This window comes from Kitasatospora sp. Root107, assembly GCF_001424875.1.
Classification (GTDB): domain Bacteria; phylum Actinomycetota; class Actinomycetes; order Streptomycetales; family Streptomycetaceae; genus Kitasatospora.
The window spans coordinates 213,829-240,337 of record NZ_LMCT01000023.1; the positions used below are offsets into that span (position 1 = coordinate 213,829).

The 26,509-nt window shown below is 72.0% G+C and carries 26 protein-coding genes; 7 read left to right on the forward strand and 19 right to left on the reverse strand.

The annotated features are described in order from the left end of the window. Window positions 1–20: 20 nt before the first annotated feature. On the reverse strand, window positions 21–1,601 hold the full coding sequence (gene purF / locus ASC99_RS21060; protein WP_057234337.1) for an amidophosphoribosyltransferase: 1,581 nt from the start codon (window positions 1,599–1,601) through the stop codon (window positions 21–23). 219 nt (window positions 1,602–1,820) lie between these two features. Beyond that, window positions 1,821–2,645 carry a diacylglycerol kinase gene (locus ASC99_RS21065; RefSeq protein WP_235502833.1) on the reverse strand — a complete coding sequence of 275 codons (825 nt, stop codon included), beginning with the start codon at window positions 2,643–2,645 and terminating at the stop codon, window positions 1,821–1,823. A gap of 126 nt (window positions 2,646–2,771) precedes the next feature. Here ASC99_RS21065 and ASC99_RS21070 point away from each other — a divergent pair, with 126 nt between their 5' ends. Further along, window positions 2,772–4,055 carry an adenylosuccinate synthase gene (locus ASC99_RS21070; protein ID WP_057234339.1) on the forward strand — a complete coding sequence of 428 codons (1,284 nt, stop codon included), beginning with the start codon at window positions 2,772–2,774 and terminating at the stop codon, window positions 4,053–4,055. 67 nt (window positions 4,056–4,122) lie between these two features. Here the strand turns inward: ASC99_RS21070 and ASC99_RS21075 are convergent, their stop codons facing one another. Beyond that, on the reverse strand, window positions 4,123–4,770 hold the full coding sequence (locus ASC99_RS21075; RefSeq protein WP_063857139.1) for a ScbR family autoregulator-binding transcription factor: 648 nt from the start codon (window positions 4,768–4,770) through the stop codon (window positions 4,123–4,125). A gap of 388 nt (window positions 4,771–5,158) precedes the next feature. Between ASC99_RS21075 and ASC99_RS21080 the strand changes: the two genes are divergently transcribed. The 3 genes from ASC99_RS21080 (at window position 5,159) to ASC99_RS21090 (ending at window position 7,902) form a co-directional block, all read left to right on the forward strand. After that, window positions 5,159–6,100: a ScbA/BarX family gamma-butyrolactone biosynthesis protein gene (locus ASC99_RS21080; RefSeq protein ID WP_057234341.1), complete on the forward strand. Its 942-nt coding sequence runs from the start codon at window positions 5,159–5,161 to the stop codon at window positions 6,098–6,100. Next, window positions 6,094–6,786 (forward strand): HAD family phosphatase, encoded by a 693-nt coding sequence (locus ASC99_RS21085; protein WP_235502832.1) that lies wholly within the window; start codon window positions 6,094–6,096, stop codon window positions 6,784–6,786. Before ASC99_RS21080 ends, ASC99_RS21085 begins: the two co-directional genes overlap by 7 nt. Before the next feature lie 138 nt (window positions 6,787–6,924). Then, window positions 6,925–7,902 carry a response regulator transcription factor gene (locus ASC99_RS21090; protein ID WP_057234346.1) on the forward strand — a complete coding sequence of 326 codons (978 nt, stop codon included), beginning with the start codon at window positions 6,925–6,927 and terminating at the stop codon, window positions 7,900–7,902. 209 nt (window positions 7,903–8,111) lie between these two features. On the opposite strand, the gene ASC99_RS21095 is transcribed toward ASC99_RS21090, so the two are convergent. The 12 genes from ASC99_RS21095 to ASC99_RS21150 are packed head-to-tail and all read right to left on the reverse strand — an operon-like array spanning window position 8,112 to window position 19,888. Continuing rightward, on the reverse strand, window positions 8,112–8,360 hold the full coding sequence (locus ASC99_RS21095) for a hypothetical protein (RefSeq protein WP_057241173.1): 249 nt from the start codon (window positions 8,358–8,360) through the stop codon (window positions 8,112–8,114). After that, on the reverse strand, window positions 8,360–9,166 hold the full coding sequence (locus tag ASC99_RS21100) for a thioesterase II family protein (protein ID WP_057234350.1): 807 nt from the start codon (window positions 9,164–9,166) through the stop codon (window positions 8,360–8,362). The genes ASC99_RS21095 and ASC99_RS21100 overlap by 1 nt, the downstream gene beginning before the upstream one ends. Further along, on the reverse strand, window positions 9,163–10,179 hold the full coding sequence (locus ASC99_RS21105; protein ID WP_057234352.1) for a hypothetical protein: 1,017 nt from the start codon (window positions 10,177–10,179) through the stop codon (window positions 9,163–9,165). Before ASC99_RS21105 ends, ASC99_RS21100 begins: the two co-directional genes overlap by 4 nt. Then, entirely contained in the window at window positions 10,176–11,375 is a 1,200-nt protein-coding gene (locus ASC99_RS21110) for a cytochrome P450 (protein ID WP_057234354.1), read from the reverse strand. The genes ASC99_RS21105 and ASC99_RS21110 overlap by 4 nt, the downstream gene beginning before the upstream one ends. After that, window positions 11,372–12,184, reverse strand: coding sequence for a methyltransferase domain-containing protein (locus tag ASC99_RS21115; RefSeq protein ID WP_057234356.1), 813 nt, complete (start codon window positions 12,182–12,184; stop codon window positions 11,372–11,374). Before ASC99_RS21115 ends, ASC99_RS21110 begins: the two co-directional genes overlap by 4 nt. 2 nt (window positions 12,185–12,186) lie before the next feature. Then, window positions 12,187–13,389 carry an acyl-CoA dehydrogenase family protein gene (locus ASC99_RS21120; RefSeq protein WP_057234357.1) on the reverse strand — a complete coding sequence of 401 codons (1,203 nt, stop codon included), beginning with the start codon at window positions 13,387–13,389 and terminating at the stop codon, window positions 12,187–12,189. Beyond that, window positions 13,382–14,554, reverse strand: coding sequence for an acyl-CoA dehydrogenase family protein (locus ASC99_RS21125; RefSeq protein ID WP_057234359.1), 1,173 nt, complete (start codon window positions 14,552–14,554; stop codon window positions 13,382–13,384). Before ASC99_RS21125 ends, ASC99_RS21120 begins: the two co-directional genes overlap by 8 nt. Next, entirely contained in the window at window positions 14,551–16,059 is a 1,509-nt protein-coding gene (locus ASC99_RS21130) for an amino acid adenylation domain-containing protein (RefSeq protein ID WP_057234361.1), read from the reverse strand. The genes ASC99_RS21125 and ASC99_RS21130 overlap by 4 nt, the downstream gene beginning before the upstream one ends. Then, window positions 16,056–16,319, reverse strand: a complete 264-nt coding sequence (locus ASC99_RS39465) for an acyl carrier protein (protein ID WP_057234363.1) — start codon at window positions 16,317–16,319, stop codon at window positions 16,056–16,058. The genes ASC99_RS21130 and ASC99_RS39465 overlap by 4 nt, the downstream gene beginning before the upstream one ends. Further along, complete coding sequence (locus ASC99_RS21140) at window positions 16,316–17,332, reverse strand: EamA family transporter (protein WP_057234364.1); 1,017 nt, start codon at window positions 17,330–17,332, stop codon at window positions 16,316–16,318. Before ASC99_RS21140 ends, ASC99_RS39465 begins: the two co-directional genes overlap by 4 nt. Then, window positions 17,329–18,405: an iron-containing redox enzyme family protein gene (locus tag ASC99_RS21145; protein ID WP_082598498.1), complete on the reverse strand. Its 1,077-nt coding sequence runs from the start codon at window positions 18,403–18,405 to the stop codon at window positions 17,329–17,331. Before ASC99_RS21145 ends, ASC99_RS21140 begins: the two co-directional genes overlap by 4 nt. A 31-nt stretch (window positions 18,406–18,436) precedes the next feature. Continuing rightward, window positions 18,437–19,888 carry an MFS transporter gene (locus ASC99_RS21150; protein WP_057234366.1) on the reverse strand — a complete coding sequence of 484 codons (1,452 nt, stop codon included), beginning with the start codon at window positions 19,886–19,888 and terminating at the stop codon, window positions 18,437–18,439. A 179-nt stretch (window positions 19,889–20,067) separates the two neighbouring features. Between ASC99_RS21150 and ASC99_RS21155 the strand changes: the two genes are divergently transcribed. After that, window positions 20,068–20,661 (forward strand): GNAT family N-acetyltransferase, encoded by a 594-nt coding sequence (locus ASC99_RS21155; protein ID WP_057234368.1) that lies wholly within the window; start codon window positions 20,068–20,070, stop codon window positions 20,659–20,661. 22 nt (window positions 20,662–20,683) lie between these two features. On the opposite strand, the gene ASC99_RS21160 is transcribed toward ASC99_RS21155, so the two are convergent. Further along, on the reverse strand, window positions 20,684–22,498 hold the full coding sequence (locus tag ASC99_RS21160; RefSeq protein WP_057234370.1) for an NHL domain-containing thioredoxin family protein: 1,815 nt from the start codon (window positions 22,496–22,498) through the stop codon (window positions 20,684–20,686). 48 nt (window positions 22,499–22,546) lie between these two features. Continuing rightward, a complete protein-coding gene (locus tag ASC99_RS21165) occupies window positions 22,547–23,578 on the reverse strand; it encodes a Fic family protein (RefSeq protein ID WP_057234372.1) in 1,032 nt (343 codons plus the stop codon). A 156-nt stretch (window positions 23,579–23,734) separates the two neighbouring features. Here ASC99_RS21165 and ASC99_RS21170 point away from each other — a divergent pair, with 156 nt between their 5' ends. Continuing rightward, entirely contained in the window at window positions 23,735–24,217 is a 483-nt protein-coding gene (locus ASC99_RS21170) for an LURP-one-related/scramblase family protein (protein ID WP_057234374.1), read from the forward strand. On the opposite strand, the gene ASC99_RS21175 is transcribed toward ASC99_RS21170, so the two are convergent. Together ASC99_RS21175 and ASC99_RS21180 are read right to left on the reverse strand one after the other, a co-directional pair. Beyond that, on the reverse strand, window positions 24,214–25,434 hold the full coding sequence (locus tag ASC99_RS21175) for a glutathionylspermidine synthase family protein (protein ID WP_057234376.1): 1,221 nt from the start codon (window positions 25,432–25,434) through the stop codon (window positions 24,214–24,216). The two genes, ASC99_RS21170 and ASC99_RS21175, sit on opposite strands and share 4 nt — an antisense overlap. A 166-nt stretch (window positions 25,435–25,600) precedes the next feature. Then, on the reverse strand, window positions 25,601–25,906 hold the full coding sequence (locus ASC99_RS21180; protein WP_057234377.1) for a hypothetical protein: 306 nt from the start codon (window positions 25,904–25,906) through the stop codon (window positions 25,601–25,603). Between the two features lie 102 nt (window positions 25,907–26,008). On the opposite strand from ASC99_RS21180, the gene ASC99_RS21185 reads away from it, so the two are divergent. After that, window positions 26,009–26,431 carry a DUF350 domain-containing protein gene (locus ASC99_RS21185; protein WP_057234379.1) on the forward strand — a complete coding sequence of 141 codons (423 nt, stop codon included), beginning with the start codon at window positions 26,009–26,011 and terminating at the stop codon, window positions 26,429–26,431. Window positions 26,432–26,509 lie beyond the last annotated feature (78 nt).

The following is a 26,509-nucleotide window of genomic DNA, read 5'->3' on the forward strand; positions in this document are numbered from 1 at the left end:
CGCGAATGATCAGACCATCCCTACGGACGCCGCAGCGCGTCGCCCGCGCCGTGACCGCCGAGCAGGGACTGGACACCGTCCAGGTCCGAGCCGGTCGGCTTGGTGCGGACGGCGGGCTGCTGCTTGCCGCCGGCGATCTCGGCCTCGAGCAGCAGCTTGCCGAGCAGCGCCGGGTCCGGCAGCTCCATCGGGTAGACACCGTCGAAGCAGGCCCGGCAGAGGTTGTCCTTGGGAATCGTGGTGGCCTCGATCATGGCGTCGATCGAGATGTAGGCGAGGGAGTCCGCGCCGAGCGTGCGGCCGATCTCCTCGACCGTCATGCCGTTGGCGATCAGCTCCGCGCGGGTGGCGAAGTCGATGCCGAAGAAGCACGGCCACTTGACCGGCGGCGAGGAGATCCGGATGTGCACCTCGGCGGCACCCGCCTCGCGGAGCATCCGGACCAGCGCGCGCTGGGTGTTGCCGCGGACGATCGAGTCGTCCACGACCACCAGGCGCTTGCCCTGGATGACCTCGCGCAGCGGGTTCAGCTTGAGCCGGATACCGAGCTGACGGATCGTCTGGCTGGGCTGGATGAAGGTGCGGCCGACGTAGGCGTTCTTCACCAGGCCGGAGCCGTACGGGATGCCGCTGGCCTCGGCGTAGCCGATCGCGGCCGGGGTGCCGGACTCCGGGGTGGCTATCACCATGTCGGCCTCGACCGGGGCCTCCTTGGCCAGCCGACGGCCCATCTCCACCCGGGAGAGGTGCACGTTGCGGCCAGCGATGGAGGTGTCGGGGCGGGCCAGGTAGACGTACTCGAAGACGCAGCCCTTGGGCTTGGCCTCGGCGAACCGCGAGGTGCGCATGCCGTTCTCGTCGATGGCGATCAGCTCGCCGGGCTCGACCTCGCGGATGAAGGACGCGCCGCAGATGTCCAGGGCGGCCGTCTCGGAAGCCACCACCCAGCCGCGCTCCAGGCGGCCGAGCACCAGCGGGCGGATGCCCTGCGGGTCGCGGGCCGCGTAGAGGGTGTGCTCGTCCATGAAGACCAGCGAGAACGCGCCCTTGACCTTGGGCAGGATCAGCTTGGCGGTCTCCTCGATCGAGAGATCGGGGTGGCCCGCGAGCAGCGCCGTCACCAGGTCGGTGTCGTTGGTCGCGGCGGAGCGGCCGGAGCGCGAGACGTGCTCCTCGCCCGGCAGCGCGGCCACCATTTCGGCGAGCTCGGCGGTGTTGACCAGGTTTCCGTTGTGGCCGAGGGCCAGCGAACCGTGAACGGTCGCCCGGAAGGTCGGCTGGGCGTTCTCCCAGACCGAGGACCCGGTGGTCGAGTAGCGGGCATGTCCGACGGCGATATGCCCGTGCAGGGAACCCAGGGAGGCCTCGTCGAAGACCTGGGAGACGAGTCCCATGTCCTTGAAGACCAGAATCTGGGCGCCGTTGCTGACTGCGATGCCCGCGGATTCCTGTCCGCGGTGCTGCAGGGCATAGAGGCCGAAGTACGTGAGCTTTGCGACCTCCTCGCCGGGAGCCCAGACACCGAAGACGCCGCAAGCGTCCTGGGGGCCTTTCTCACCGGGAAGAAGATCGTGGTTGAGTCGTCCGTCTCCTCGTGGCACATCTTCGAGTCTAGGGCAGTTCCGTACGCCTTCCCGAACAGCGGCCGGGTGCGCAATTGGCCGATCCGATAGCAACGCGCGTAGACAAAACCCCTTACCGCTCCGGCGCTTTTCTCGGCAACAATTCGTTGAATGTGCCTCGGGCCTTGCCGCATCCGGACTGCGACCCGGTCGGCGGGCTGACGGGCCGTCGGACGGCGGCCCCGGACGTGACGCTGCTCACGCGAGCGGCAGCAGCAGCTGCCACACCGCCGGATGGACGGTCCAGACCCGCGACCGGACCGGGCCGACCCGGCAGCCGTCCGCCTGGTAGCCGAACCCCCGGCCGGTCACCGAGAGACGGGTGGCCCGGACCGTACGTGGGCCCCCGGCCAGCTGGAGCAGCAGCTCCATCTCGCCGGAACCGGCGGAGAGAGCGGCCTGCAGCCGGTGCACCGGCTCGTCCAGGTCCACCAGCAGCCGGCCGTCCGCCTCGACCCGGAGCCGGGGCTCGTCGGAACCGAGTGAGGTCCCCTGCTCGGCCGCAGCCAGTTTCGCCCATAGCGAACGCAGTCCGGCCGGGCGGCCCGCGGTGTGGGTGTGGATGCTGACTCCGCCGAACGCCACCCCGCCGCCGTCGTCCACCAGCAGGTCGAGCTTGCGGGCGGCGCCGTGCAGGACCGCCCTGGCGGCCGCCACCGGCTGCGCGGGAACACCCAGCGACCGGCCGGCGGCCACCGCCTCGGGCCGGCCGACCGGGACCAGGCCGACCGGGTCGGTGCCCAGCTCACGCTGCCGGTGCAGGGCCTGCAGCACTCGTTGCAGCGCCAGATCAGAACCGATCACAACCGGACGGCGGCGGCCTCGATGAGCCAGCACCCGGTCCAGTTCGGATGGGCTCTCCGGCAGTGCGACCTTCACGTCCGCACCCCCGCTGAGCACGTCCCGGGCGATCCGGACCGACTCGCCGTCGGCCTGCCGGGCCGTCGGGTCGACCAGGACCAGCAGCTGACCAGGGGCGTCCGGATCGACGGCGCGGTCTTCGGGCGTGGACAGCGACGACACGACCGGTCCTTCCTCAGGTAATCTCTCGGTGCAAGAGCCCCTTGCGCTATTGCGCCAGGGGCTTCGTCTATCTCGGGGCAGACTGCGGCCTACGCAGGATGCCCCAACCGGAAGGGGTGTACGCCTGTGCCGGCACTCGTGCTCGTTGGTGCCCAGTGGGGAGACGAGGGCAAGGGGAAGGCGACGGACCTCCTCGGAGGCTCCGTCGACTACGTCGTTCGCTACCAGGGCGGCAACAACGCCGGTCACACGGTGGTCATCGGCGATCAGAAGTACGCCCTGCACCTGCTGCCTTCCGGCATTCTCAGCCCGAACGTGACGCCGGTGATCGGCAACGGTGTGGTGATCGACCCGGGCGTGCTGCTCTCCGAGCTCAGCGGCCTGAACGATCGCGGCATCGACACCTCGAAGCTGCTGATCTCGGGCAACGCCCACCTGATCACGCCGTACCACCGCACCCTGGACAAGGTCACCGAGCGCTTCCTCGGCAAGCGCCGGATCGGCACCACCGGTCGCGGTATCGGCCCGACCTACGCGGACAAGATCAACCGCGTCGGCATCCGGGTCCAGGACCTCTTCGACGAGTCGATCCTGATCCAGAAGGTCGAAGCGGCGCTGCACGACAAGAACCAGCTGCTGGTCAAGCTCTACAACCGCCGCGCCATCCCGGCCGACCTGGTGGTCCAGGAGTACCTCGGCTACGCCGACAAGCTCCGCCCCTTCCTGGCCGACACCACCCTGGTCCTGGACGAGGCGCTGAAGGCCAACAAGGTCGTCCTGCTGGAGGGCGGCCAGGGCACCCTGCTGGACGTCGACCACGGCACGTACCCCTTCGTCACCTCGTCGAACCCGACCGCCGGTGGTGCCTGCACCGGCGCCGGCATCGGCCCGACGAAGATCGACCGGGTCATCGGCATCCTGAAGGCGTACACCACGCGGGTCGGCTCGGGCCCGTTCCCGACCGAGCTGCTGGACGCCGACGGCGAGGCGCTGCGGCGGATCGGTGGCGAGCGTGGTGTCACCACCGGCCGTGACCGGCGCTGCGGCTGGTTCGACGCGGTGATCGCGCGGTACGCGACCCGGGTGAACGGCCTGACCGACTTCTTCCTCACCAAGCTGGACGTGCTGACCGGCTGGGAGGAGATCCCGGTCTGCGTGGCGTACGAGATCGACGGCAAGCGGGTCGACGAGCTCCCGTACAGCCAGTCGGACTTCCACCACGCCAAGCCGATCTACGAGAACTTCCCCGGCTGGACCGAGGACATCTCGAAGGCGCAGACCTTCGCCGACCTGCCGAAGAACGCGCAGGCCTACGTGAAGGCACTGGAGGAGATGTCCGGCGCACCGATCTCGGCGATCGGCGTCGGCCCCGGCCGGACCGAGACGATCCAGATCAACTCGTTCGTCTGATCGGGCAGCAGAACGGCGAAGGGCCCCGCGCGGTGCGTGGGGCCCTTCGCCGTTCTCCGGGTCCGGGTCAGGCGCGCAGCGGGAGCAGCACCAGCTCCCGGACCTCGCGCCAGCGCTCGCGCAGGTCGGCGCGGTCGTACAGGGTGGCCGAGATGTGCTGCATGCCGAAGAAGGTCGAGACGATGGTGCGGGCGGCGGCGCCCGGGTCCACGTCGGGGCGCAGTTCGCCCTGTTCGAGGGCCTGGCCGAGCAAGTCGGCGAGCAGTTCGATCCAGCCGATGTACGGGGTCGGCAGCGGCAGTCCGATCAGGATGGACTCCAGTTGGAGCCGGGCTCCGGCCTGCACCACCACGTCCTCGGCGAACGCCTCGGCGGCGCCGTCCACCATCGCCAGCACGGTGCCGAACGGGCCGGCCTGCTGGGCCCTGGCGCGCTCCAGCAGGGCGGGCCAGCGGGTGTAGTGGGCCTCCACCACGGCGACCGCGAGGACGTCCTTGCCGGGGAAGTGGAAGTAGACGGCTCCCTTGGTCATCTTGGCCGCGGCCGCCACGTCCTGGACCGAGGTGCCGTGGAAGCCGCGAGCTGCGAACAGCTCTGCGGCGCAGTTCAGGACCAGCTCCCGGGTCCGCTGGGCACGGTCCTGCCGGAGGTCGGGACTGCGGCGGGCGCTGGGCGGGGTGCTCTCCCAGCCTGCGAGCTTCGGTGCGTCTTCCACGCTGTGGGCCTTCCGGTGGTGCGTTCTGCTCTGTCGCCGAGGGTATCCCCGGGTGGGGCATTGCAATATACATCCCGGCAGGTATATTTTTGCCCAGCGCCGAACGTGATCACCAAGTCACTCAGGCGTACCGAGGAGTCGGGCCAGGTCATCGCCATCGGCACAGTGACCGCCCCACTCGGCCGGGGACTCGCAGTCCAGCCGGCCGACACCCGCACGACGAGCCGTCCGTACAGCGGACCAGCCACGACCCGTGCCGCACCGCCCGGCCCGCAGCCGGAACATTCCGCTCGGAATACCCACCCTGCCCGCTCCCGGTCGCGCAACGGCGCCCGACCGCCCGGACAGGCCTTGTAGCTCATGGAATTCCCAAGGGGAGGGTTCGTCCATGTCGCCTGCCACCACCACCTGCGCACCATCCGTACCGGCCGCGATCGGAGCGGCCGCGGGGGCCGACTCCGCCCGCCGGCCGCTCACCTTCGACCGGCCCGTGCCGCGGGCCAGCGTGCACAAGAGCGCCGACCGCGAGGTGCTGATCACCGACGCACGGCGGCTGACCGGGGACCGGTACGCGATCGCCGCCCGCTGGTCCAGGAACCACCTGCTCGGCCACCGCCCGGAGGCGCTGACCAGCGATCCGCTGCTGCTGGTGGAGACCGTCCGGCAGGCCGCGATCCACCTGGCGCACCGCTTCCTGGACGTCCCGGCCGGTCATCCCTTCGTGATGCAGGACCTGGACTTCGAGCTCCTCGGCGACCGGCTCCCGGGCGGCGGCCGGGCCGGGCTACCGGTGCTGCTGGACGCCACCTGCGTGCGCCGGATCACCGGGCGGCGGTTCCGGTTCGCGCTGGAGGCCACCCTGCTGGTGGACGGGGTGCGCTGCGCCCGGATGGGGGTCCGCTGGGAGGTGCTGCCGCCCGGGCCGTACGCGCTGCTGCGCGAGCGGGCCGGCCGCCGGGCCGGGGCCGCGCCGGTCGGCCGTCCGCTGCCGCCGGACCGCCGCGACGTCGTACTGGCCGACGATCCGGCACTGCCGCAAGGGAGTTGGCGGCTGCTCGCCGACCCCACCCACCCGGTGCTGTTCGACCACCCGTGCGACCACGTGCCCGGCACCGTACTGCTGGAGGCGCTCCGCCAGGCCGCCGCCAGGACCGTGCCCGGCTGGTCGCCGACCGACGGGCGGCTGGTCTTCCACTCCTTCGGCGAGCACGGCCGGGAGCTGACCGTCTCGGCCCGGGTCGAGGACGGCCGGATCCTCACCCTGGCCACCCAGGACGGCCGCCAGGTCGCCTCCGCGCTGTTCGACGCCCGGACCGTGACCTCGTGCTGACGGAACGTCGGACGGACACCCGCTGCGATCGGCGCGGCCGGGGCCGTCGGGTGGCGACCGGCCAGGCGGTCGCCTTCTTCGACGTGGACGAGACGCTGATCGCCGCCAAGAGCATGGTCGCCTTCTGGCAGCACTGGGCGCCGGACCGCCCGGACGAGCTGGTCACGCTGCTCACCGGGCCGCTCACCAGGGCCGAGCGGAACCGGGCGTACTTCCGGCTGTTCGCCGGGGTGCCCGCGGACCGGCTGCGGGCGGCCGGCCAGGACTGGTACCGGAGCTTCCGGACCGGGCCTGACGCCTTCCTGCCCGGCTCGGTGGCCGCCCTGCGCGGGCATCTGACGGCCGGTCACCGGATCGCACTGGTCTCCGGCTCCTGCCGGGAACTGCTGGCCCCGCTGGCCGAGGAGCTGGGGGCGGAGCTGATCCTGTGCACCGAACCCGAGCTGGACCGGACCGGCCGGCTGACCGGTGAGGTGGCGGAGCCGATGATCGGCGAGGCCAAGGCAGCCGCGGTCCGCCGGACCATCGCCGCCCTCGGCCTGCGGACGGCGGACTGCTACGCCTACGGGGACGACGCCACCGACCTGCCGATGCTGCTCGCGGTGGGCCACCCGGTCGCGGTCGGCACCGACGCCGGCCTGGCGGAGCAGGCGGCCCGGGCCGGCTGGCGGGTGCTGGGGAACTGAAGGGCGGCGGCTCCGGACCTCGGGGTCGCCGCTCACCCGGCCTCCAAAAAATACCTTCCCGTGGGTATATTAATGACGGCCCATCAAGGACCGGAGGAGGACCGCCATGCATGTCCGAGCGGACGGAGCGGAACGAAGATGAACAGCACGCTCGACCTGGCCTGCCTGGGCATCGGCCCGGACGCCCTCCGGGTCTACCTGCACCTGCTCGACCACCCGCGCTGCACCGACCTGCCCGGCGAGAGCGGCCTGACGACCGGAGCGTCCGAGCAGGCGCTCACGGTGCTGGCCGGGCACGGGCTGGTGCACCCCGGTCCCGATGACGGCCCGTGGGCCGTCATCGACCCCGCCGGCGCGGTGGAGCGGCTGATCGAGCGTCGGTTCACCCAGCTCAACGACGACCTGCGCCGGGTCGCCGCCGTCCGTTCCGTGCTGCCGGAGCTCTGCGCCGCCTTCCGGGACGGGCACCGGGACGAGCCGCCGGTGGAGATCGAACGGCTGGAGGGGGTGGCCGAGGTCCGGTCCCGCCTGGACGACCTCGCCTTCTTCGCCCGGCACGAGGTACTGGCGCTGCAGCCCTCGTACTCCCCCGAGATGATCGCGGTGGCCCGGCCGCTCGACCTGCGCTGCCTGCGCCGGGGCGTCGGCCTGCGGACCGTGGTGAGCCAGGAGGCCGCCGAGCACCCGGTGACCCACGCCTACCTGCGCGAACTGTCCGGGCTCGGGGCCCGGATCCGGGTCAGCGACCGCGCGGTGGAGCGGCTGGTCGCGTACGACGAGGAGGTCGCCGTGGTGCCGGTGGACCCGCGGCGGAGCGCGCGCGGCGCGCTGGTGATCCGTCAGCCCGGGCTGGTCTCCAGCATGGTGCGGCTGTTCGAGGAGATCTGGTCCTCGGCGTACGACCTGGAGGGGCCGACCGCCGCCGGTCCGCTCAGCGCGGCCGACCGGGAGGTGCTGCGGATTCTGTGCGCGGTGGACAAGGACGAGATCGGCGCCCGGCAGATGGGGGTCTCGCTGCGGACCTTCCGCCGCTACGTGGCCGATCTGATGCTCCGCCTGAACGCGGCCAACCGGTTCCACGCCGCCATGCTCGCCAAGGAGGCGGGCTGGATCTAGCGGCTGGCCGACCGGTCGGCCGCGCTCGGTCCGTTACTCCCAGCCGTTGCCGTGGTCCATTTCGCTCCCCCGTTCGTCCGTGACGTGCCGTCACGTCGGGTCCGTTGCCCGACTACGTCAAGTCTGCCGCCCCGGCGGGTGGCTCGGACGGGTCGTGGTCACCAGCAAGCTGCCAGCGGGCGACATCTTGGTGCCAGCCCGGCGGACGTTCACCGCTCGGCCAGCCGCCAGGTCCGCAGCGCCGGGTCGGCCAGCGCCCGGGCGACCTCGGCCCGGAGCGCGGTCAGGCTGGGGGCGTACCCGGTCAGCTCCAGCAGGCCGGTGGCCGGCGCGCGATGGACGGTCCGCCACCGGGGCGGCAGGTGGGCCAGCAGCCGGACCGCACCGATCGGGGCGACCCCGGCGGCCAGTGCGTCCTCGGTCCCGACCAGCACCCGGTACGGCGTAGTGCTCTCCATCAACGGGCGACCCTTTCGGCGTACTTGGTAGGTGCACCATCATCTCCGCGCCCGGAGCGTCCACCTGGCGGACCGTCCGTCAGCAAGCTGCGCGGCGCTGACAGCTTGCTGACAGCCGGACCGATTGCCGTCAGCCTGGCGGCCAGCACCGGGAGCAGGTCGGCCAGTCCGTCCCGGTAGAAGTGCCCTCCGGGCAGGGTGAGTTCCTCGAATCCCAGGTCGGTGAGACCGGCCCAGCCGGACAGCAGCTCGGCCGTCACCAGCGGATCGTCCGCGCCGCGCACCGCGAGCACCGGGCAGCCGACCGGCTCAGGACCGGCCGGGCGGTAGCGGGCCGCCGCCGTCACGTCGGCCTGGAGCACCCGGCCGAACAGCAGCCGGGCCGCCGGGTGCGCCCTGAGCACCGGAGGCAGCCCGCCCAGGTCGGCCACCCGTTGCCACAACTCCTGGTCGGTGCCGACCAGTTCTGCGGCGGTGGAGTGCAGCCAGGGCGGCGCCGAGGCGCTCACCAGCAGCAGCTCGGGTGCCCGGCCGAGCGCGTGCGCCCGGGCCGCCCAGGCGGCCCCGAGCAGTGCGCCCATGCTGTGCCCGACCACCGCCCAGCGCTCCCCCGGAGCCGGGGTGTGCTCGGCCACCAGCCGGTCCACCAGCGCGGGCACCGAATCCAGCAGCGGTTCGCCCAACCGGCCGCCCCGGCCCGGTAGTTCGACCGCCACCGGCTGGACGCCGAGGCCGCTCAGCCGCTCCGGCCAGTCCTTGAACACCCCGGCCGAGGCACCGGCCGGGGGGAGCAGGAACAGTTTCATGCGGGCACCGGCACGGCAGCCGCGCCGACGGTGGCCAGCTCGGCGGTCACCACCCGGCCGAGTGCGCCGAGCAGCGCGGTGTCCTTCACCTCGTTGCCCAACTGAGCCGTCCGGCACAGCATCTTGAGCATCCGCCAGGCCCGGACCGCCTCGTTGAGCGCGGCCATCAGGCCCGCGCCGCCGTCCGGCAGCAGCTCCCAGGGCTCGGTGCAGCGGGAGTACGCCTCGATCAGCGCCAGGTAGGCCCGCTCGGTCATCAGCGCGGAGGTGTACGAGTTGGCGAACTGGGCGTAGCGCCGGATGCCGCCCGCCGCCAGCGCGTCGGTGAACGCCTGCCGGTACGCCTCGATCTCCCCGGCCAGCCGGGCCCGGTCGGCCAGGAACTCGTCCACCGCGCGCGCCTCGCGCTCGCGCACCGCACCGGACTGCAGCAGGCCGAGCGCCCGCTCGCCGACGTTCAGCCGGTAGAGCGTGTCGTGCTTCTCGTAGACGTGGAACAGGTTGGAGCGGACCGACTCGACGAACAGCTGCCGGTCGAAGGTGAGCGCCAGCGTACGGGTGCCGACGTTGTCGATGCCCGTCCAGGTCTCCGGGTCGAAGTCGATCACCGTGACCTTGTGACCGTTGGTGCGGTGCTCCTGCAGGTAGTACTCCTGGAAGTGCTCGTGGTAGTAGCTGTCCACCCGGGCGATGCAGTGGCCGTGCTCGCGCACGGTGGCCTCGACGGTGGCGGCCAGGTCGCCCTCCACCGGCAGGTGGTACTTCTCCACCCCGAACTCCTGGAGCAGCACCACGTCCCGGGCCGCCTCGCTGTCCAGCAGGTTGCGGCAGGTCAGACCGCCCCAGTCGGCCTGGATCCGGGGCGCGCCGGCCACCAGCAGGAAGGCGGCGAACAGGCGGCTGGGCAGCAGCTGGGCCAGGCTCACCACGTGGCAGTCGTAGTAGACGCTCTCCACGGCCTCCCACTCCAGGCCGGTGACCCCGGAGCGGTGGCTGATCTGACCGGCGTTCATCTGGTGCTCCCGTAGGCGAGGACGAGCTTGGTAGGGGACCGGAACGAGAAGCCCTCGATCGGGTCGGGGTGCGGCTCGGCGAACCGCAGGCCGGGGCAGCGCTCCAGCAGGATCCGCAGGGCGGTGATCACCTCGGCGAGCGCCATCCGGCGGCCCATGCACTGGTGCCGGCCCGCGCCGAACGACAGGTGGCGGGCGACCGGCCGCTCCGGGTCGAAGACGTCCGGGTCGGGGAAGACCTCGGGGTCGCGGTTGGCCGAGCCGAGCAGGATGGTCAGCAGCGAGCCGCGCGGCACCTCGGTGCCGAGCAGTTCGCCGCCGGTCCAGATCCGTACGGTGCTGTGGATCGGCGGCTCGAAGCGCAGCGTCTCCTCGACGATGCCCTCCAGCAACTCCGGCTCCGCGTAGGCGCGTTCGAGCAGTTCGGGGCGGGAGCAGAGTACGTGCAGGGCGTTCGCGAGCAGCCGGTTGCTGGTGTCGATGGCGGCCGGGATGAGCAGGCCGATCTGCCGGACGATCTCGTCGTCGGCCACCTCGGCGCCCTCGGCGGCGGCGGTCAGCAGTTGGCCGATCACGCTGCCGTCCGGGGCCGGGCGGAGCTCGTCCACCCGGCGGTGCAGCAGCTCCCGCATGCCCGCCCAGGCGGTCACGGCCGCCCGCCGGGTGTCGGGGGTGGCGGCGTCGAAGTAGCCGATCACCGCGTCGGTGCAGGACTGGAACTCGGCCACGTCCTCGGTCCTGACCCCGATGATCTGCGACATCACCCGGATCGGGACCTCGTTGGCGAAGCCGGCCACGAAGTCGGCCCGGCCGCTGCTGCCCAGGCCGTCGATCACCCGGTGCACCGAGTTGGGGACCAGGTCCTCCAGGTAGCCGGGCACCGCGGGCGCGGCGAAGGAGCGGTTCGTCAGCGAGCGCAGGCGGGCGTGCTCGCGGCCGTCCACGTCCATCACGGTCCGGCCGAACAGCACCCGAGAGGCCCGGAACGGGCTCTCCACCGAGGCGTTCTTGTCCTTCAGCACCGCGCCGACCGCCTGATGGGTGGTCACGTAGTAGGTCCGGTCCGGCTCGGACCAGACCAGCGGGCCCTGTTCGCGCAGGCGGGCGTACGCGGGGTAGGGGTCGAGCCGGAAGGCCGGGGAGTCCAGCCCTGCGGTGGCCCGCTCGGCGGTGGCCCGTTCGGCGGTGACGGTCATCGGGCCGGCTCCCCGCTGAGGGCCTCGGTGGTGACCGCGACGAACCGCAGCCGCCAGTAGTCGGCGTACCAGCGGCCGTCCCGGCGCAGGGTGGGCTCGGCCAGCTCGCCGGCCCGGCGGAAGACGTCGTCGTGCTCGGCCTCGGGCAGGTGGGCGACCAGCGCGGAGCCGAACATCCGCAGCCAGTCCACCACCCCCTCCGGGCAGTCGTGCAGCTCGGTCTCACGCGGGAAGTGCTCGATCCGGCTGACCCGGAAGCCGTTGTCCTCCAGCAGCTCGGCGTACGCACCGGGCTCGGGGAAGTACCAGGGCGAGCGCATGCCCGCGTCCTGGCCGCGCTCGGCCAGCGCGGTGCGCAGCGCCTCGACGATCCCGGCGACGTTGCGGGCGCCGCCCATCTCGGCGACGAACCGGCCGCCGGGGCGGAGCGCGGTGCGGACCGAGCGGATCACCTGCTCGGGGCGGGTCATCCAGTGCAGGGCGGCGTTCGAGAACACCGCGTCGACCGGCTCGACCACCTTGAAGTCGTGGCCGTCGGCCAGCACGGCGGGCTGCCGGAGCCGCTGGCTGGCGGCCACCACCATCGCCGGGTCGCTGTCCACCAGCAGCACCCGGGCGCCCCGGCCGCGGATCTGCTCGGCCAGCTCGCCGGTGCCGCAGCCGAGATCGAGCACCGTCTCGCCGGGCTGCGGGGCGAGCAGGTCGAGCACCCCGCCGGCCAGCCGGGAGACATAGCCGAACTGGCTGTCGTAGCGGCCCGCGTCCCAGGCCGGGACCTCGACGGGCTGCTCCAGGATTTCCTGAGTCATCGTCATCCTCTCTCGATCTGCATGAGCATCAGTTCGTCGGTGCCACCGGCCAGGGCCAGCCCGAAGCCGTCGCGCAGCGCCCGTTCGGCCGGGTGGCCGGTGCGGTAGCCGTCGGCGCCGGCCAGCTGGATCGCCTCGTCGGCGACCCGGCGCAGCAGCACCGAGGCCCGGTACTTGCACATCGCGGCGTACGCCGCCGTGCAGCCGCCCTCGACCAGCAGCCGGACGCCCTGGAGCGCGGCCGAGCGGACCTCGGCCACCTCGGCGGAGAGCTCGGCGAGCAGGAACCGGACGTGCTGGTTGGTCAGCAGCGGGCTGCCGAAGGTCTGCCGGTGCCGCGCTCCGCTGACCGCGTCGTCCAGCACCGCCTGGGCCAGTGCGGTCATCCGGACGGTGAGCATCACCCGCTCGTGGATCCAGTGCCGCATCAGGGTCAGCAGGCCCTGCCCGGCCGGGGCCAGTACGGCCAGCACCGGGGCGGAGCGCAGGCTGATCGAGCCGGTGAGCCCGGTGTGGCCGGAGCCCGCCAGCGCGGTCACCTCGACCTCGTCCGCGGTGGCCTGCCGGGTGTCCACCAGCAGCAGGGCCGGGCCGGTACGCGGTCCGGTGTGCCGGTCCGGGTCGTCGGCCAGCACCAGCAGCAGGTCGGCGAACGGGGCGTTGCTGATGAACCACTTCTCCCCGGTGACGGTGAGCCGGTCGCCGTCCCGGCCGACCCGGGTGGTCAGGGTGGAGAGGTCGCTGCCACCGTCCGGCTCGGTGGCGGCCAGCGAGACCGTCACGGTGCCGTCCAGCAGCCCGTCTAGCAGCTCCGGATGGCCGGTCAACAGCCTTGTGCCGACCTCCAGTTGGGTCAGTACGGCGGCGCCGGGAGCACCGTTGGCGACCTGGGCGAAGGCGGTGTGCAGCTGGATCGCCCGGCCGAGCGCCAGGCAGCGCGGGCTGCGGCCGTCCGGCCCGGGAGTGCCGGCCGGCCAGGCGGCCCGGAGCAGACCGGCCGCGCCGAGCGCACCGATCAGCTCCCTGACCGGCGGGACGGCCGGGTCCTCCCAGCGGTCGGTGGCCAGCAGCTCCGGGTGCGCCGCCACGAAGGCGGCCACCCGGTCCGCGTAGTCCTGGTCGGGGTTGGCGGCCGGCTCCCTGCGGGTGACCAGCGGGGCCAGGTCGCGCTGCGGTGCGGTGGCGGTCGAGACGGTGTCAGTCATCCCAGCCCGCCAGCCGTGCCAGGGTGGTCATCATCATTTCGTCCGATCCGGTCGAGATGGAGAACAGCCGGGCGTCCCGGAACGCCCGGTTGGCCGGGCTCTCGGTCAACTGCCCGGCAGCACCGTGCAGATGGAGACACTCACGGGCCACCGTGCGGGCCAGCCGGCTGGACCGGAGCTTCACCGCCGCGGAGGCCGAGCGGTAGTCGGCGCCGCCCTCCCAGCGGTCGATCGCGGTGTATGCCAGCTGCCTGGCGCTCTCCACCTCGGCGCGCAGCCGGGAGAGCCGGAAACTGACGTCCTGTCGGCTGCCGATCGGGGCGCCGAAACTGATCCGCTGGTCCAGCCGCTCCCTGGTGCGCTCCAGCAGCCGGTCGGCGATGGCCAGCGCGCGGCAGGCGGAGATGATCCGCTCCTGCTCGAACTGCCGTAGCTGGGTGACCAGTCCGAGCCCGTGGCCGCCGATCCGGTACTCCGTCGGTACGAAGACCCGGTCGAAGTCGACCGTGCCCGCCACCCCGGCCGCCCGCAGTCCGAGCGTCGGGGCACCGGCCGTCACCGTGACGCCCTCGCCGAACGGCACCATCAGCAGCACGTGGCCGAACGGTCCTCGCGCCTCCGGCAGCCGGGCCAGCACCGCGAACGCGTCCGCGTACAGGCCGCCGACCACCCAGCGCTTGCTGCCGGTGAGCAGGTAACCGCCGTCCACCGGCGTGGCGGTGGAGGTCACCGCGGCCACGTCGGAGCCCGCGCCCGGTTCGGAGACCGCGTGCGCCAGCACGTACTCCCCGGTGAGCGCCGGCCGGAGGAAGCGGTCCACCGCGGCCGGGGTGCCGCCCTCGGCGATCATCGGGGCCACCATGTCGTTGTGCACGGTGAGCGTCATCCCGACACTGTCCGAGGACAGGCCGCCCAGACACTCGGCGAACACCACGTGCTCCCAGGCACTGCCGCCGGCGCCGCCGTGCTCACGCGGGAAGCGCAGCCCGAGCCAGCCGCCCGCGCCGAGCCCGGCCAGTACCTCGCGGACCGGGAACCGGCCGGCCGCCTCCCAGCCCGGGATGTGCGGTTCGACCTCGGCGGCCAGGTGGGCGGCCAGGCCGGCCCGCAACTCCTCCTGGGCCGGGGTGAACCAGCCCGTTCTGACACCCTGCAGGACGGTCATCGGGCCCCCACGAGTTCACGCAGCCGGACGGTGTCCGGCTTGCCGGTCGACAGCGCGGGGAACTCGGGCACCAGCACGAACTCGCGCGGCACCATGTAGCGGGGCAGCGCCCCGGCCACGTGCGCGGCCAGCGCCGCCTGGTCCACAGCGGCCCCGGCCCGCAGCCGGACCACGCAGGCCAGCGCCAGGCCGTCCCGCCCGTCCGGGGCGGCGGCCACGAAGGCCTGGGCCACCGCTGGGTGGGACTCCACCGATCCGCGCACCTCGTTCAGGTTGATCCGGTAGCCCCGGATCTTCACCTCGTCGTCGGCCCGTCCGGCGAACGTGATCACACCGTCCGGTCCGCGCCGGCCCAGATCGCCGGTCCGGTAGTGCCGGACCCCGGCCACCTCCAGGAAGGCGGCCGCCTGCTCCTCCGGCCGGTTCAGGTAGCCGGTCATCAACTGGTCACCGGCGATCAGGAGTTCGCCGGGCCCGTGCTCGCTGACGGTGCCGTCCGGGGCCCGGAAGGCGACCGTGACGCCGGGCAGCGGCGTGCCGATCGGGTAGTGCGCGGTCCGACCGGGCTCGCGCTCGGCGATCGGCTGGGCCACCACCAGGCAGGTCGCCTCGGTGGGGCCGTAGCCGTTCACCACCCGGACCTGCTCGGCCGCGGCCAGCCAGGACTGCACGGTGGCCGGGTTGAGCACCTCGGCCCCGGTCATGATCCGGCGCAGCGAGCCCAGCCGACGGCCGGTCAGACCGTCGCCCTGCTGGGCCAGCAGGGTCAGCGTGGAGCCGACCGCCGCCAGGTGGGTGACCCGCTCCCGTTCGATCAGGTCAAGCAGCAGCGCGGGCAGCGGCAACGCCGGGCCCAGGTGCACGGTGGCGCCGTGCAGCAGCGGCAGCAGCAGATCGACCACCGAGACGTCGAAGTGCAGCGCCGAGGTGTTCAGGCAGACCGACTCGGGGCCGATCTCCAGCAGCGGCCCGACCCCCGCGAAGAACGCGTCCAGCGCCCGGTGCGGGATGCAGACGCCCTTCGGACGCCCGGTCGAGCCCGAGGTGTAGAGCACGTACGCCAGGTCCTCCGGGCCGACCTCGGCCGGTCGGTACGGCTCGTCGCCGTGCTGCTCCACCAGGTCCTCGACGGCCAGCAGCCGGACCGGTCCGAGCTCGGCGGTCAGCCGGGGCATCCTGCTCCTCGGCCCCAGCACCGCCGCCGGACCGGCGTCGCCGACCAGGCCGCGCCGCCGGGCCGCCGGGGCGGACGGGTCCAGCGGTACGTACGCCGCACCGGCCAGCAGCACGCCCAGCAGGGCGGTCACCGCCTCGGCCGACTTCTCGCCGTGTACGCCGACCAGGGCGCCCCGGCCGATCCCGCGCCGGTTCAGCCCGGCGGCGACGGCGGCCGCCTCCCGGTAGAGCTCGCGGTAGCCGAGCTGCCGCCCCGAGGTGACCAGGGCGGCCCGGTCTGGCGCCGCCTCGGCGTGCCCGGCCAGCGCCCGGAGCAGACTGCCGGTCACCTGGTGCCCCGGCGGACCACCAGGTCGATCAGTGCGCCGAGGCTCTCCAGGGCGTCCAGGTCGTCCGGCTCGGCGCCGAACTCGACGCCATGGTCGCTGCTCAGACGGACCGTCAGTTCGACAGCGTCCAGCGAGTCCATGTTCAGGGCCCGCATGAAGTTGTCGTCGGCGGCCAGCTCGGCGCCGACCTCGCGCTTCTTGATCACGCCGAGGGTGTGGATCAGGTTGTCCCGGACCGTGTCGGCCACGATGGTGCTCATGTGTTCGCCTTCGTTGTCTGAGTGAGCGGGATGGGAGGAGGGGTGTCCGCCGGGGGGCGGGTGCGGTGGGTGCCCTGGGAGAGGACCGTCCAGGCGACCGCGGCGGTGACCAGTGCGGTGCCCAACAGGGCGCCGGTGGGCAGGTGTTCGTCCAGCAGCAGCCATCCGAGCAGCACCGCGACGACCGGGTTGACGTACGCGTACGTGCCGGCCAGCCGCTGGTCGACCTTGGTCACCAGCCAGATGTAGGCCCAGAAGCCGACCAGCGAGCCGAGCAGCACCAGGTGCGCCCCAGCCAGCCAGAACGACACCGAGGTGAGCGCCTCCGGCCGGATCCGGGCCCACTCGCCGCCGACCGCCGAGGCGGCCAGCAGAGCGAGTCCGCCCGAGACCATCTGGACCGCCGAGCTGAGCGCGGGGCCCGCGGGCGGCCCGGCCGAGCGGTCCGGCCGGGCGGCCAGATGGCCGGCCAGCGCCCAGACCGCTGCGGCGCCCAGCACCTGGAGCGAGGGCAGCAACGGCCCGGGCTGGAAGCCGAGCAGCAGCGCCACTCCGCCCAACCCGCAGGCCACCACGGCGAGATCGGCCGTGGTCGGCCGCCCGCCGGTGGCCGCGCGCAGCACCAGCGTCCAGAGCGGCACGGTGGCGAAGCAGACACCCGCCGCCGCCGAGGGGAGCCGCTGCTCGGCCACGCTGACCAGGCCGTTGGCGCACAGGAAGTGCAGCACCCCGAGCAGGGCGAACCGCCCGGCCCGGCCGCGCAACCGCTCCCGGACGCCGTGCTCGTTCCTGACGCCGTGTTGCTTCCGGACGCCGTACTTGTTCCGCCGACGGGCGGCCCAGGCCACCGCCGTCAGCAGGATCGCCCCGGCGGCGGTGAACCGGACCCCGGCCGCGAACAGCGGGGGCGCGGCACCGACCATCACCCGGATGCCGAGGAACGTCGAGCCCCACAGCACCCACACCGCGAGCAGTGCGGCGATGACCTGGAACCGCCGGTGCGAGCTGGTCACCGGGACCAGGCCAGGCTGTGATCCAGGTACCTGGCCGAGGAGTTGAGCCGCCACAGGGCGCCCCGGGTCATCGCCCGGCGGGTGGCCGAATCGGCCGCCGCGGGCTTGACCACGTTGGCGAACCAGCCGCTGGCGTGGTGGGCGTCCACCCCGATGTGCAGGTCGTGGTAGACGATCGCGGCCGGCGGCAGGTCCAGCCGGCGCCAGGCGTGCAGCACCTGGGAGAACCGGTCGGGCACCAGCCACTCGGTCATCGCCAGGAAGCCGACCGCCTCCGGGAAGAGACTGCGGTAACGGCAGCACAGCACTGCCAGGTTGCCGCTGAGCAGCGCCTCGGCGGTCAGGCCGCCCTCCAGCTCGGCGTCGCTGATCCCGAACGAGTCGATGATCTTGCCGAACAGCAGGGTGTGCACCTGCAGCGGGTCGCCGTTGCCCATCTCGTCCCAGAAGTTGGTGGCGATCTCCAACTTGGCGCCACCGCTGGTCCCGAGCTGCATCAGGGCCAGCAGGTCGTCGAACCGGGAGTCGACCGCCGACTCCTGCACGATGTACCGGCGCAGGTCCGAGGGGTTCGCCTCGTTCCGGACGAACTCGTGGTAGTACGGGTGCTTGAACGCCCGGTGCGCGCGGGTGACTTCCTTCAGCCACGGCACGTAGCTCTCGGCGTCCTCGGGGGCCCCGGCCAGCACCTCCTCGTCCAGCCGGGCGTCCTCGGCGGCCATCGTGTCGAGCTCCAGCCGCCGGGTCACGGCGTGCAGCACGACCGAGCCCTCCGCCGAGGCGCCGCTGGGGAGTTGGAGGTGCAGGGCGTAGATCCGGGACAGCAGGTACTGCTGCGCGAAGAACGCGTCCTCGTCGCCGGCCTCCCGCAGGACGGCCAACGAGCGGATGGCGTCCAGCAGTTCGGCCTGGACGGCGGGCTCGCCGAAGGCCCGGTCCAGCTCCTCGGCACCCCGGGTCAGCCAGGGCAGGAACGACTCGACGAACTCACGGGACGGGCGGGCGCCGAATCCGGGGGCCGGCTCGGCCGCATCGACGGCGGTGACCGGCTGTTCGGCCGTTGCGGTGCTCATGGTTCTCCTCGGGTGTGGGATTCGGACGGACTCAGGCCGAGGGCTGCCGGGCCGCGCGGCGCAGGAAGTAGGCGATCAGGGCCACGCCCACCGCGGTCAGCGCGACGTCCACGCCGACCCCGAGCTGGATGCCGTCCAGCAGGGCCGCGGCGGAGCCGGTGTCCTGGTGACCGGAGGCGCCGAGCGCCACCATCGAGCTGAGCAGCGGGATGCCGAGGGTGAAGCCGATCTGCTGGGTGAGCGTGGTCAGGCCGGTGGCCAGGCCCTGCTCCTCGTTCGGCAGGCCGGAGGTGGCGGTCACGTTGAAGGCGACGATCGCGGTCACGTTGCCGTAGAAGCCGACCCCGAGCACCGCCAGGACCAGGGCGAACCAGCCCTTCTCCGCACCGAGGAAGAGCAGCGGCAGGTTGGCCACCGCCTGCACCAGCAGACCGCCGACCAGCACGTTCCGGCTGCCGAACCGGCCGATCAGCTTCGGCGCGCCGAGACCGGCCAGCACCGCGGCCACACCCGGCACCGCGAAGGCCAGGCCGGTGGCCATCGCCGAGTAGTGCAGCACCTCCTGGAGATACAGCGTCATCATGAAGACCACCGCGGTCTCCATGCCGAAGGCCAGGAAGCCGCCGATGTTGCCCCACTTGACCGAGGGACGGTTGAGGATCCGGACCGAGGCCAGCGGGGCGACCGCCTTGCGCTCGATCAGGTAGAAGGCGGTCAGCAGCAGCGCGGCGACGAGCAGCGAGCCGAGCGCGACCGGGTCGCCCCAGCCGGAGCTGCCGGCGGCGGTGAAGCCGTAGGTCAGCGCGAGCAGGCCACCGGTGACCGTGACGGCGCCGGGGATGTCCAGCTTCACCTGCTCCGGGGTCCGGCTCTCCTTGATCACGGCGGGCGCCACGAACAGCACCAGCAGCGCGATCGGCACGTTGAGCAGGAAGGCCCAGCGCCAGGTCAGCACATCGGTCAGGACGCCGCCGAGCAGCGCGCCGACGGTGAAACCACCGGACAGCAGCGCACCGTTGAGGCCGAGCGCCTTGTCGCGGAGCGCGCCCTCCGGGAAGGCGGTGGTGAGCAGCGAGAGCGCCGCCGGGGTGGCCATCGCGGTGGCCAGGCCCTGCAGCACCCGGGCCACGATGATCAGCTGCTGACTGTCCGTCAGGCCGCCGAGCAGCGAGGCGGCGGCCAGCAGGACCATCCCGCCGAGGAACAGCCGACGGCGGCCGAACAGGTCACCGAACCGGCCGAACAGCAGGGTGAAGCCGGCGGCCGGCAGCGCGAACGCGGTGGCCACCCACTGCAGGTTCGCCTTCGAGAAGGCCAGGTCGGCGCCGAGGTCCGGCAGGGCGACGTTGAGGATCGAGAAGTCGACCGTGAGCATGAACTGAGTGCCCAGCAGCAGGGCGAGGATCAGCTTGTGCTGACCCGACAACCGGGTCGGTGCCGGCGGCGGGTCTGCCACCAGGGGGGTTTCGGCCAGGACAGCCATCGGAGCGGGCTCGCTTTCTTGGAGTCAGTACGACTCCGAAAACGATGCCGGGCCCGGCCGGGCCGCCCCAGGGGTTCCGGGGTCAGCAAGCTGCAGGTGCGGTGGCAGCAACCTGGCAGACTTTGCACTAGTGCATATATGTGTTGCACCTAGTTCAATGGAAGGCTAGCGTTGTCGGCATGACCGCGAAGCTGCCCTCCCCCGTTGTCCTGACCGGCCGTCACGTCCGGCTGGAGCCGCTCACCCCCGCCCACGCCGCCGACCTCTTCGAGGCGGCCGGGGGCGACGAGGAGGTGTTCCGCTGGGTCCCGGTCCCGATCCCCGGCACCCCCGGCGAGATGGTCGCCAACGTCACCGACCGGATCGACGACCCGAGCTGCGACCCCTTCGCGGTCATCCAGCTGGGCACCGGCAAGGCGGTCGGCGTCACCTGCTACTTCGACGCCTCCGCCGGCGACGAGAGCCTGGAGATCGGCGGCACCTGGTACGGCCGCCAGGTCTGGCGGACCGCGATCAACACCGAGTCCAAGCTGCTGCTGCTTCGGCATGCCTTCGAGGAGCTCGGCATGGGCCGGGTCTGCTGGAAGACCGACCACCTCAACGAGCGCTCGCAGAACGCGATCAAGCGCCTCGGCGCCCGGTACGAGGGCACCTTCCGCCGCTCCCGCCAGCGCCGGGACGGCAGCTGGCGGGACAGCGTGTACTTCTCGATGCTCGCCGACGAGTGGCCCGTGGCCAAGGAACGGCTGAGCAACCGCCTCGCGGCGGGCTGACGGGGCAGGGGCCCTCCCGGTCCTACTCCATCCCGGCGAGCACCAGCGGCAGCCGGCTGACCCCGGCCGGGGTGATCCGGACCGGGACGCCCCAGTCCTGCTGGTGGACGTGGCAGGCGGGGTACTCGATCTCCGGGTCGTCGTCGCAGGAGGCGGCCATCGCCGAGACGTGCAGGACGCCCTCGGTGAGCTGGTCCGAGAGGACCAGCTCACGGGTGAGGTCGGAGTCGGCGCCCGCGCCGGAGAGCAGCAGCTCGGGCGGGGTGGAGCTGACCAGCAGGCGGGTGGACGGGCCGTAGCGCTCGTCCAGCTTCTGCCCGCTGGGGGCCTGGAAGACCACCTCCAGGCGGAGCGCGCCCGGCGCCACCTCGGTCGCGGCGCGCTGGGTACGGTGCGCGACCGCGTCCACCCGGACGGCCTCCTCGGGGAGCCGGAGCCTGGTCAGCCGGTGCCGGGCCGACTCCACCACCACGATGTCCTCGCCCACCAGCACCGCGCCGGAGGGCTCGCGGAGATCGGTGGCCAGCGTGCTGACCTCGCCCGTGGCCGGGTCGAAGCGGCGCAGCGCGTGGTTGTACGTGTCGGCGATCGCCACCGACCCGTCGGGCAGCACGGTCACCCCGAGCGGGTGCTGGAGCAGGGCCTGGTCGGCCGCGCCGTCCCGGTGCCCGAAGTCGAACAGACCGGTGCCGACCGCTGTGTGCACGGACTGTGTTTCACGTGAAACCCAACGGACCGCCGAGGTCTCCGAGTCGGCGACCCAGAGCCGCTCGCCGTCCGCCGAGACCGCGAGCCCGGACGGCTGGGCGAACCACGCCTCCGCGACCGGCCCGTCCACCAGGCCCTCGTTGGTGGTCCCGGCCGCGACCGCGACCGTCTCCGCCGCCGGGTCGTACGCCCAGAGCTGGTGCACCCCCGCCATCGCGATCCAGACCCGGCCGTCGAAGAACGCCACGTCCCACGGCGAGGAGAGGTCGACCCCGGCGGCCGGCCCCTCGGTCGGGGAACCCTGCCACCACTGCTTCCCGGTGCCCGCCAGCGTGCTGACCGAACCGTCCGCCAGCCGGACCGCGCGCAGCGCGTGGTTCACCGTGTCGGCCACCACCACGTCGTAGCCGAGCCCCTCGGGCGCCAGCGCCAAACCCTGCGGCTCGCTGAACCGGGGCGCCGTACCGTCCACGAACCCGCGCTCGCCGTCGCCGATCCGCCGCACCACCGTCTCGCCGTCCTCGGCCAGCTCCACCAGCGAGTGGTGCCCCGAGTCCGCGACCAGGTAGTGCCCGTCCGGCAGCCGGACCGCCTTGCCCGGGAACTTCAGGTCCCCCGCCACCGGCTCCGGCGCCACGTACGGGCCGTCGCCGCGCCGCAGCGTCCCCTTGGCGGTGTGCTCCGCCTCCAGCTCCTCGACCAGCTTGGCGATCGCGTGCGCATGCCCCTCACCGGCATGCTGAGCGACCACATACCCCTCCGGGTCGACCACCACCAGCGTCGGCCAGGCCCGCACGGCGTACTGCTTCCAGGTCACCAACTCCGGGTCGTCCAGCACCGGGTGGTGCACCTCGTACCGGGCCACCGCGTCCACCACGGCCTGGTGGTCGGCCTCGTGCACGAACTTGGGCGAGTGGACGCCGACGATCACCACCGTGTCACGGTGCTTCTCCTCCAGCTCCCGCAGCTCGTCCAGGACGTGGAGACAGTTGATGCAGCAGAAGGTCCAGAAGTCGAGGACGAGAATCTTGCCGCGGAAGTCCGCCAGCGACAGATCCTTGCCGCCGGTGTTGAGCCAGCCGCCCTTCCCCACCAGTTCGGGGGCGCGGACACGTGCACGAGTAGCCATGCCCCAATCAAACCTCACGGGCAGTGCCCGCATTCCGGTCGGGGAGCTTCAGCTGGTAGGGCGCGGCCTGCGCTGATGTTTGGCTGCCTTATAGGCGCCGACGGACTTTCGTGAGGAGCGCCAGACTCCATCGGAACCTTGTACGGCGTTCAGGCGGCCACGTTGTGCCGCTTGCCGGAGCGCCGCCAGGGAGAGCTCTTCGTCAACGAGGGCAGCGAGCGGCACCATTCTGGCCGGACCGGCCACGTTCGGGACGATGAAGCGGTTGAGGTTGTCCTCCATCGCCCTGGCGATGAGTTCTCCGAGGGCGCCGCAGTCTCCGGCGTCCGCCCTGCGCAACGCGGTCAGGTACGCCTCCCGCTGCCGCTTGAAGATGATGATCGGCGGGTACCCGAGCCGGACCAGGACGAGGTTCATGACGAGCCGGCCCGTTCGACCGTTGCCGTCGAGGAACGGATGGATCCTCTCGAACTGGTTGTGAATGCCTGCCAGTTCCTCGGGTAGCGGGCGCCCGAGATCCTCGCTTCTCTCGATCTTTTGGCCGAGCGTGCAGACATCACCCACCCACTGCTCGACCTGCGCCGGCACGAGCGGCCACCGTGGAGGCACCATCCCTTCGGCGAAAGCCGCGATGTCGTGCTCGCGGAAGTTGCCAGGCCCTTCGCGATCGCCAGCTTCCGGATGGGGGGCAACGTTCCAGACCGGCGTCATGGCGGCGTGGTGGATATGGCGGATCTCGCTGAGCGTGATGAGCCGGCCGTCGTGCCAGGCATCCGGCTCGAGGGCCTGGCCGTAGACCCATCGAGCCGCGTCGGCATAGCCCTGGACCTCGTTGTACTCGCGAAGCGGCTTCGCTCCGACCGCTCGCCCCTGGTCCAGGAGGGCCTGCACCTCGCGCAGGACCAGCGTGTTGCCCTCCAGTGCCGTGGAGTGGTGCGCCTCCTGGTGCCAGATGTCGTCCCAGATCTCGTGGGCTTCTCTGGGGCTGGGGAGCCCGCCGAAGCGCTCGTTGAGCTCTGTCAGCGCTCCGCTGAGTCGGTTGTAGACGGTGCTGCGGCTGGGCCTGCCTCGTCCGGCCACTGTCGTCCTCGTCCTTCCACAGAGTTGATACATGCCGTCAGGAGCAAATTGAACTTATCAACTCTGCAAGGCCCCGAGCGCGTTACGTGCCTTGTTCACTCTCTCGAGGGCAGTATTTCTCCCGGCGGGATCCGACACGACGTCAGGCGGTGCGAGATGAAGTACGTGGTCAGGGAGCGGCTGTTCTCGATCGGGGACGACTACTGGATCGAGGACGCGGACGGCGACAAGGCGTTCCTGGTGGATGCCAAGGTGATGCGGCTGCGGGACACCTTCGAGCTGAAGGACCGGCAGGGGCGGGTGGTCGCGGTGATCAAGGAGAAGGCGCTGACCGTCCGGGACGCGATGAAGATCGAGAACAGTGACGGGGACGTGGTGGCCACCGTTCGGAAGAAGCTGTTCACGCCGTTCCGGGACAAGTACCACGTGGAGCTGGCGGACGGCGGCGAGCTGGAGATCCACGGGAATCTGATCGACAAGGAGTACCGGGTCGAGGCGCACGGGGAGACCGTGGCCGAGATCTCCCGCAAGTGGTTCCGGCTCAGGGACACCTACGGGGTGAAGGTGGCCGACGCGGCGGACGCCGGGCTGCTGCTCGCCGTGTCGGTCTGCGTCGACCACCTGGTGGAGGAGGACTAGCGGATCAGGTGCGGCAGGAAGCGCGCGCCCTGGTGGGTGATCGGGCTGTCGTCGGTCTCGCGGATGCCGAGGCCGGCGGCCTCGCCGTCGACCACCCAGGTGCCGAGCACCGGGCGGTTGCCGTCGAAGTCCGGCAGTGGGCAGAGCTGCTGGTAGCAGAAGCCCTCGGCGCCGTACCGGTCCGGATCGCCGGCCCACTCGGCCAGCCGGGTCTGGCTGCCGTCCGGCTCGACGATCCGGACGCCCGCGCCCTCGCGGCCGAGCAGCGGCTTCATCGCGTACCCGGTCTGCACCAGCTCGCGCGGGCCGTCCAGGTAGGCGGGCAGCAGGTTGGGGTGGCCGGGGTTGAGCTCCCAGAGCACGGCGAGCAGGGCCTTGTTGGAGAGCAGCATCTTCCAGGCCGGTTCGATCCACAGCGTGTGGCCGGTGGAACCGCCCAGGTCGATCCCGCCGAGCAGCGCCGGGGCGAACTCCTCCTCCGTCAGCCACTCCCACGGGTAGAGCTTGAAGACCGAGCGGATGAAGCGCTGCTCCAGGTCGACGAAACGGCCGCTCAGCCCGTCCAGGCCGATGTCCTCCACGGCGATGCCGACGGTCTCCAACCCGGCCTGCTCGGCGGTCTCCTGGAGGTAGAGGGTGGTCATCCAGTCCTCGCCCTCGGAGTCGCCGCGCGAGTGCGCGAAGTGCACCGGGCCCGGCGGCAGCAGGTGCTTCTGCCGCTGCCAGGAGGCGACCAGCCGCTCGTGCAGCGAGTTCCACTGGTCGGCGCCGGGGAAACGCTGCTCCATCCAGAACCACTGCGGACCGGCCGCCTCGATCAGCGAGGTCGGGGTGTCCGCGTTGTACTCGAACAGCTTGGCCGGGCCGACCCCGTCGTACGCCAGGTCGAACCGCCCGTACAGCGAGGGCTGTTCGTCGCGGCGGCGCCAGGACTCGGCGATCACGGCGGTCAGCCGGGGGTCGGTCAGCCCGTAGTCGGCGTACCGCTCCGTCCGCACCACGTGCTCGACCGCCGCCAGGCAGAGCTCGTGCAGTTCCTCGACCACCTCCTCCAGCGCCTCGACCTCGGGCAGCGAGAACTCGTAGTACGCGCTCTCGTCCCAGTAGGCGTGCGGGCCACCCTGGTTGCAGGGGTCCTGGCAGACCGCGTAGATCAGCCCCTGGCTCTCCACGGTCGGCTGCCAGTCGGGGCGGGGGTCGATGGTGTGACGGCGCATCGGGGGGTCTCTCTTCCGGATCCCGTCGGATCAGCGGGCGGTGTTGGGGTGCGTGCCTCGGCGGTGCCGAGGAGGGAGTCCATGCGGAGCATCGGCGACCGACGAGAAGCCGTCGAGGTGCGTGCCCCGGCGCCGCCCGCCCGGCGGGATCCGGAAGAGAGGCCCCTCAGCCCCCGCCGGAGCCGGAGGAACCGCTGGGGCAGCCGAAGCCGCCGCGCTTGGTGTCGCCCTTGGCGAAGGTGCCACCGGCGGCGATGCCGGCGCCGGAGCCGCAGTAGTACCAGCGGCCGGCCGCGGTCTTGCCGTCGGAACAGGAGTGGTTGTCCAGCACCTTGAGAGTGCCCGGGTCGACACAGCGGCGCGGCGTGCTGTCATCGGACGAGCAGCTGGTCAGCGCGAGGGCCAGGGTGCCGACCATGCCCAGGGCGACGAAGCCCGAGCGTCTGCGCTCGGGTACCGGAGTGGAGGTCATGGCCGACGATGCTACTGGGAAGGTCCGGAAACCGATCCGATGGGATATCTTTTGGCCGGTCCCGGCCCGGGACACCGACTCGTTCCTCCCAGGGGGCTCACCGTGCACGACATCGTCAACGGGCTTGGCGCGGCTGCCGTATTCGGCGCCGTGGGTGTGGTCCTGCTGCTGCTCGGCGTCGGCCTGGTCGACGTCCTGACACCCGGCAAGCTCGGCCACCAGATCTGGGTGGAGCGCAACCGCAACGCCGCTCTGGTGCTCAGCTCCGCGCTGCTCGGGATCGGCGGGATCGTCTTCACCGCGATCATGTACACCTACGACGACTTCGGCAAGGGCCTGGCCGCGACGGCCACCTTCGGGCTGCTCGGGCTGGTGTTGATGGCGGTGGCCTTCTGGCTGCTGGACGTCGTCACCCCGGGCAAGCTCGGCGCCATCCTGGTCGACCCGGAGCCGCACCCTGCGGTCTGGGTCACCGCCAGCTGCAACCTCTCGGTGGCCGCGATCATCGCCGCCTCGATCGCCTGACCTGACCTCGCCCGACCTTGCCTGACCCTGCCTGACCGAGCGTCACGAAGGGGGCATCCACCACCCGGTGGGTGCCCC

Coding starts and splice junctions, on each gene's coding strand:
- ASC99_RS21080 (WP_057234341.1), top strand. CDS start 5,159: ATGTCGCCTGCCACCACCACCTGCGCACCATCCGTACCGGCCGCGATC.
- ASC99_RS21090 (WP_057234346.1), top strand. CDS start 6,925: ATGAACAGCACGCTCGACCTGGCCTGCCTGGGCATCGGCCCGGACGCC.
- ASC99_RS21095 (WP_057241173.1), bottom strand. CDS start 8,360: ATGGAGAGCACTACGCCGTACCGGGTGCTGGTCGGGACCGAGGACGCA.
- ASC99_RS21100 (WP_057234350.1), bottom strand. CDS start 9,166: ATGAAACTGTTCCTGCTCCCCCCGGCCGGTGCCTCGGCCGGGGTGTTC.
- ASC99_RS21105 (WP_057234352.1), bottom strand. CDS start 10,179: ATGAACGCCGGTCAGATCAGCCACCGCTCCGGGGTCACCGGCCTGGAG.
- ASC99_RS21110 (WP_057234354.1), bottom strand. CDS start 11,375: ATGACCGTCACCGCCGAACGGGCCACCGCCGAGCGGGCCACCGCAGGG.
- ASC99_RS21115 (WP_057234356.1), bottom strand. CDS start 12,184: ATGACTCAGGAAATCCTGGAGCAGCCCGTCGAGGTCCCGGCCTGGGAC.
- ASC99_RS21120 (WP_057234357.1), bottom strand. CDS start 13,389: ATGACTGACACCGTCTCGACCGCCACCGCACCGCAGCGCGACCTGGCC.
- ASC99_RS21125 (WP_057234359.1), bottom strand. CDS start 14,554: ATGACCGTCCTGCAGGGTGTCAGAACGGGCTGGTTCACCCCGGCCCAG.
- ASC99_RS39465 (WP_057234363.1), bottom strand. CDS start 16,319: ATGAGCACCATCGTGGCCGACACGGTCCGGGACAACCTGATCCACACC.
- ASC99_RS21145 (WP_082598498.1), bottom strand. CDS start 18,405: ATGAGCACCGCAACGGCCGAACAGCCGGTCACCGCCGTCGATGCGGCC.
- ASC99_RS21150 (WP_057234366.1), bottom strand. CDS start 19,888: ATGGCTGTCCTGGCCGAAACCCCCCTGGTGGCAGACCCGCCGCCGGCA.
- ASC99_RS21155 (WP_057234368.1), top strand. CDS start 20,068: ATGACCGCGAAGCTGCCCTCCCCCGTTGTCCTGACCGGCCGTCACGTC.
- ASC99_RS21160 (WP_057234370.1), bottom strand. CDS start 22,498: ATGGCTACTCGTGCACGTGTCCGCGCCCCCGAACTGGTGGGGAAGGGC.
- ASC99_RS21170 (WP_057234374.1), top strand. CDS start 23,735: ATGAAGTACGTGGTCAGGGAGCGGCTGTTCTCGATCGGGGACGACTAC.
- ASC99_RS21175 (WP_057234376.1), bottom strand. CDS start 25,434: ATGCGCCGTCACACCATCGACCCCCGCCCCGACTGGCAGCCGACCGTG.
- ASC99_RS21180 (WP_057234377.1), bottom strand. CDS start 25,906: ATGACCTCCACTCCGGTACCCGAGCGCAGACGCTCGGGCTTCGTCGCC.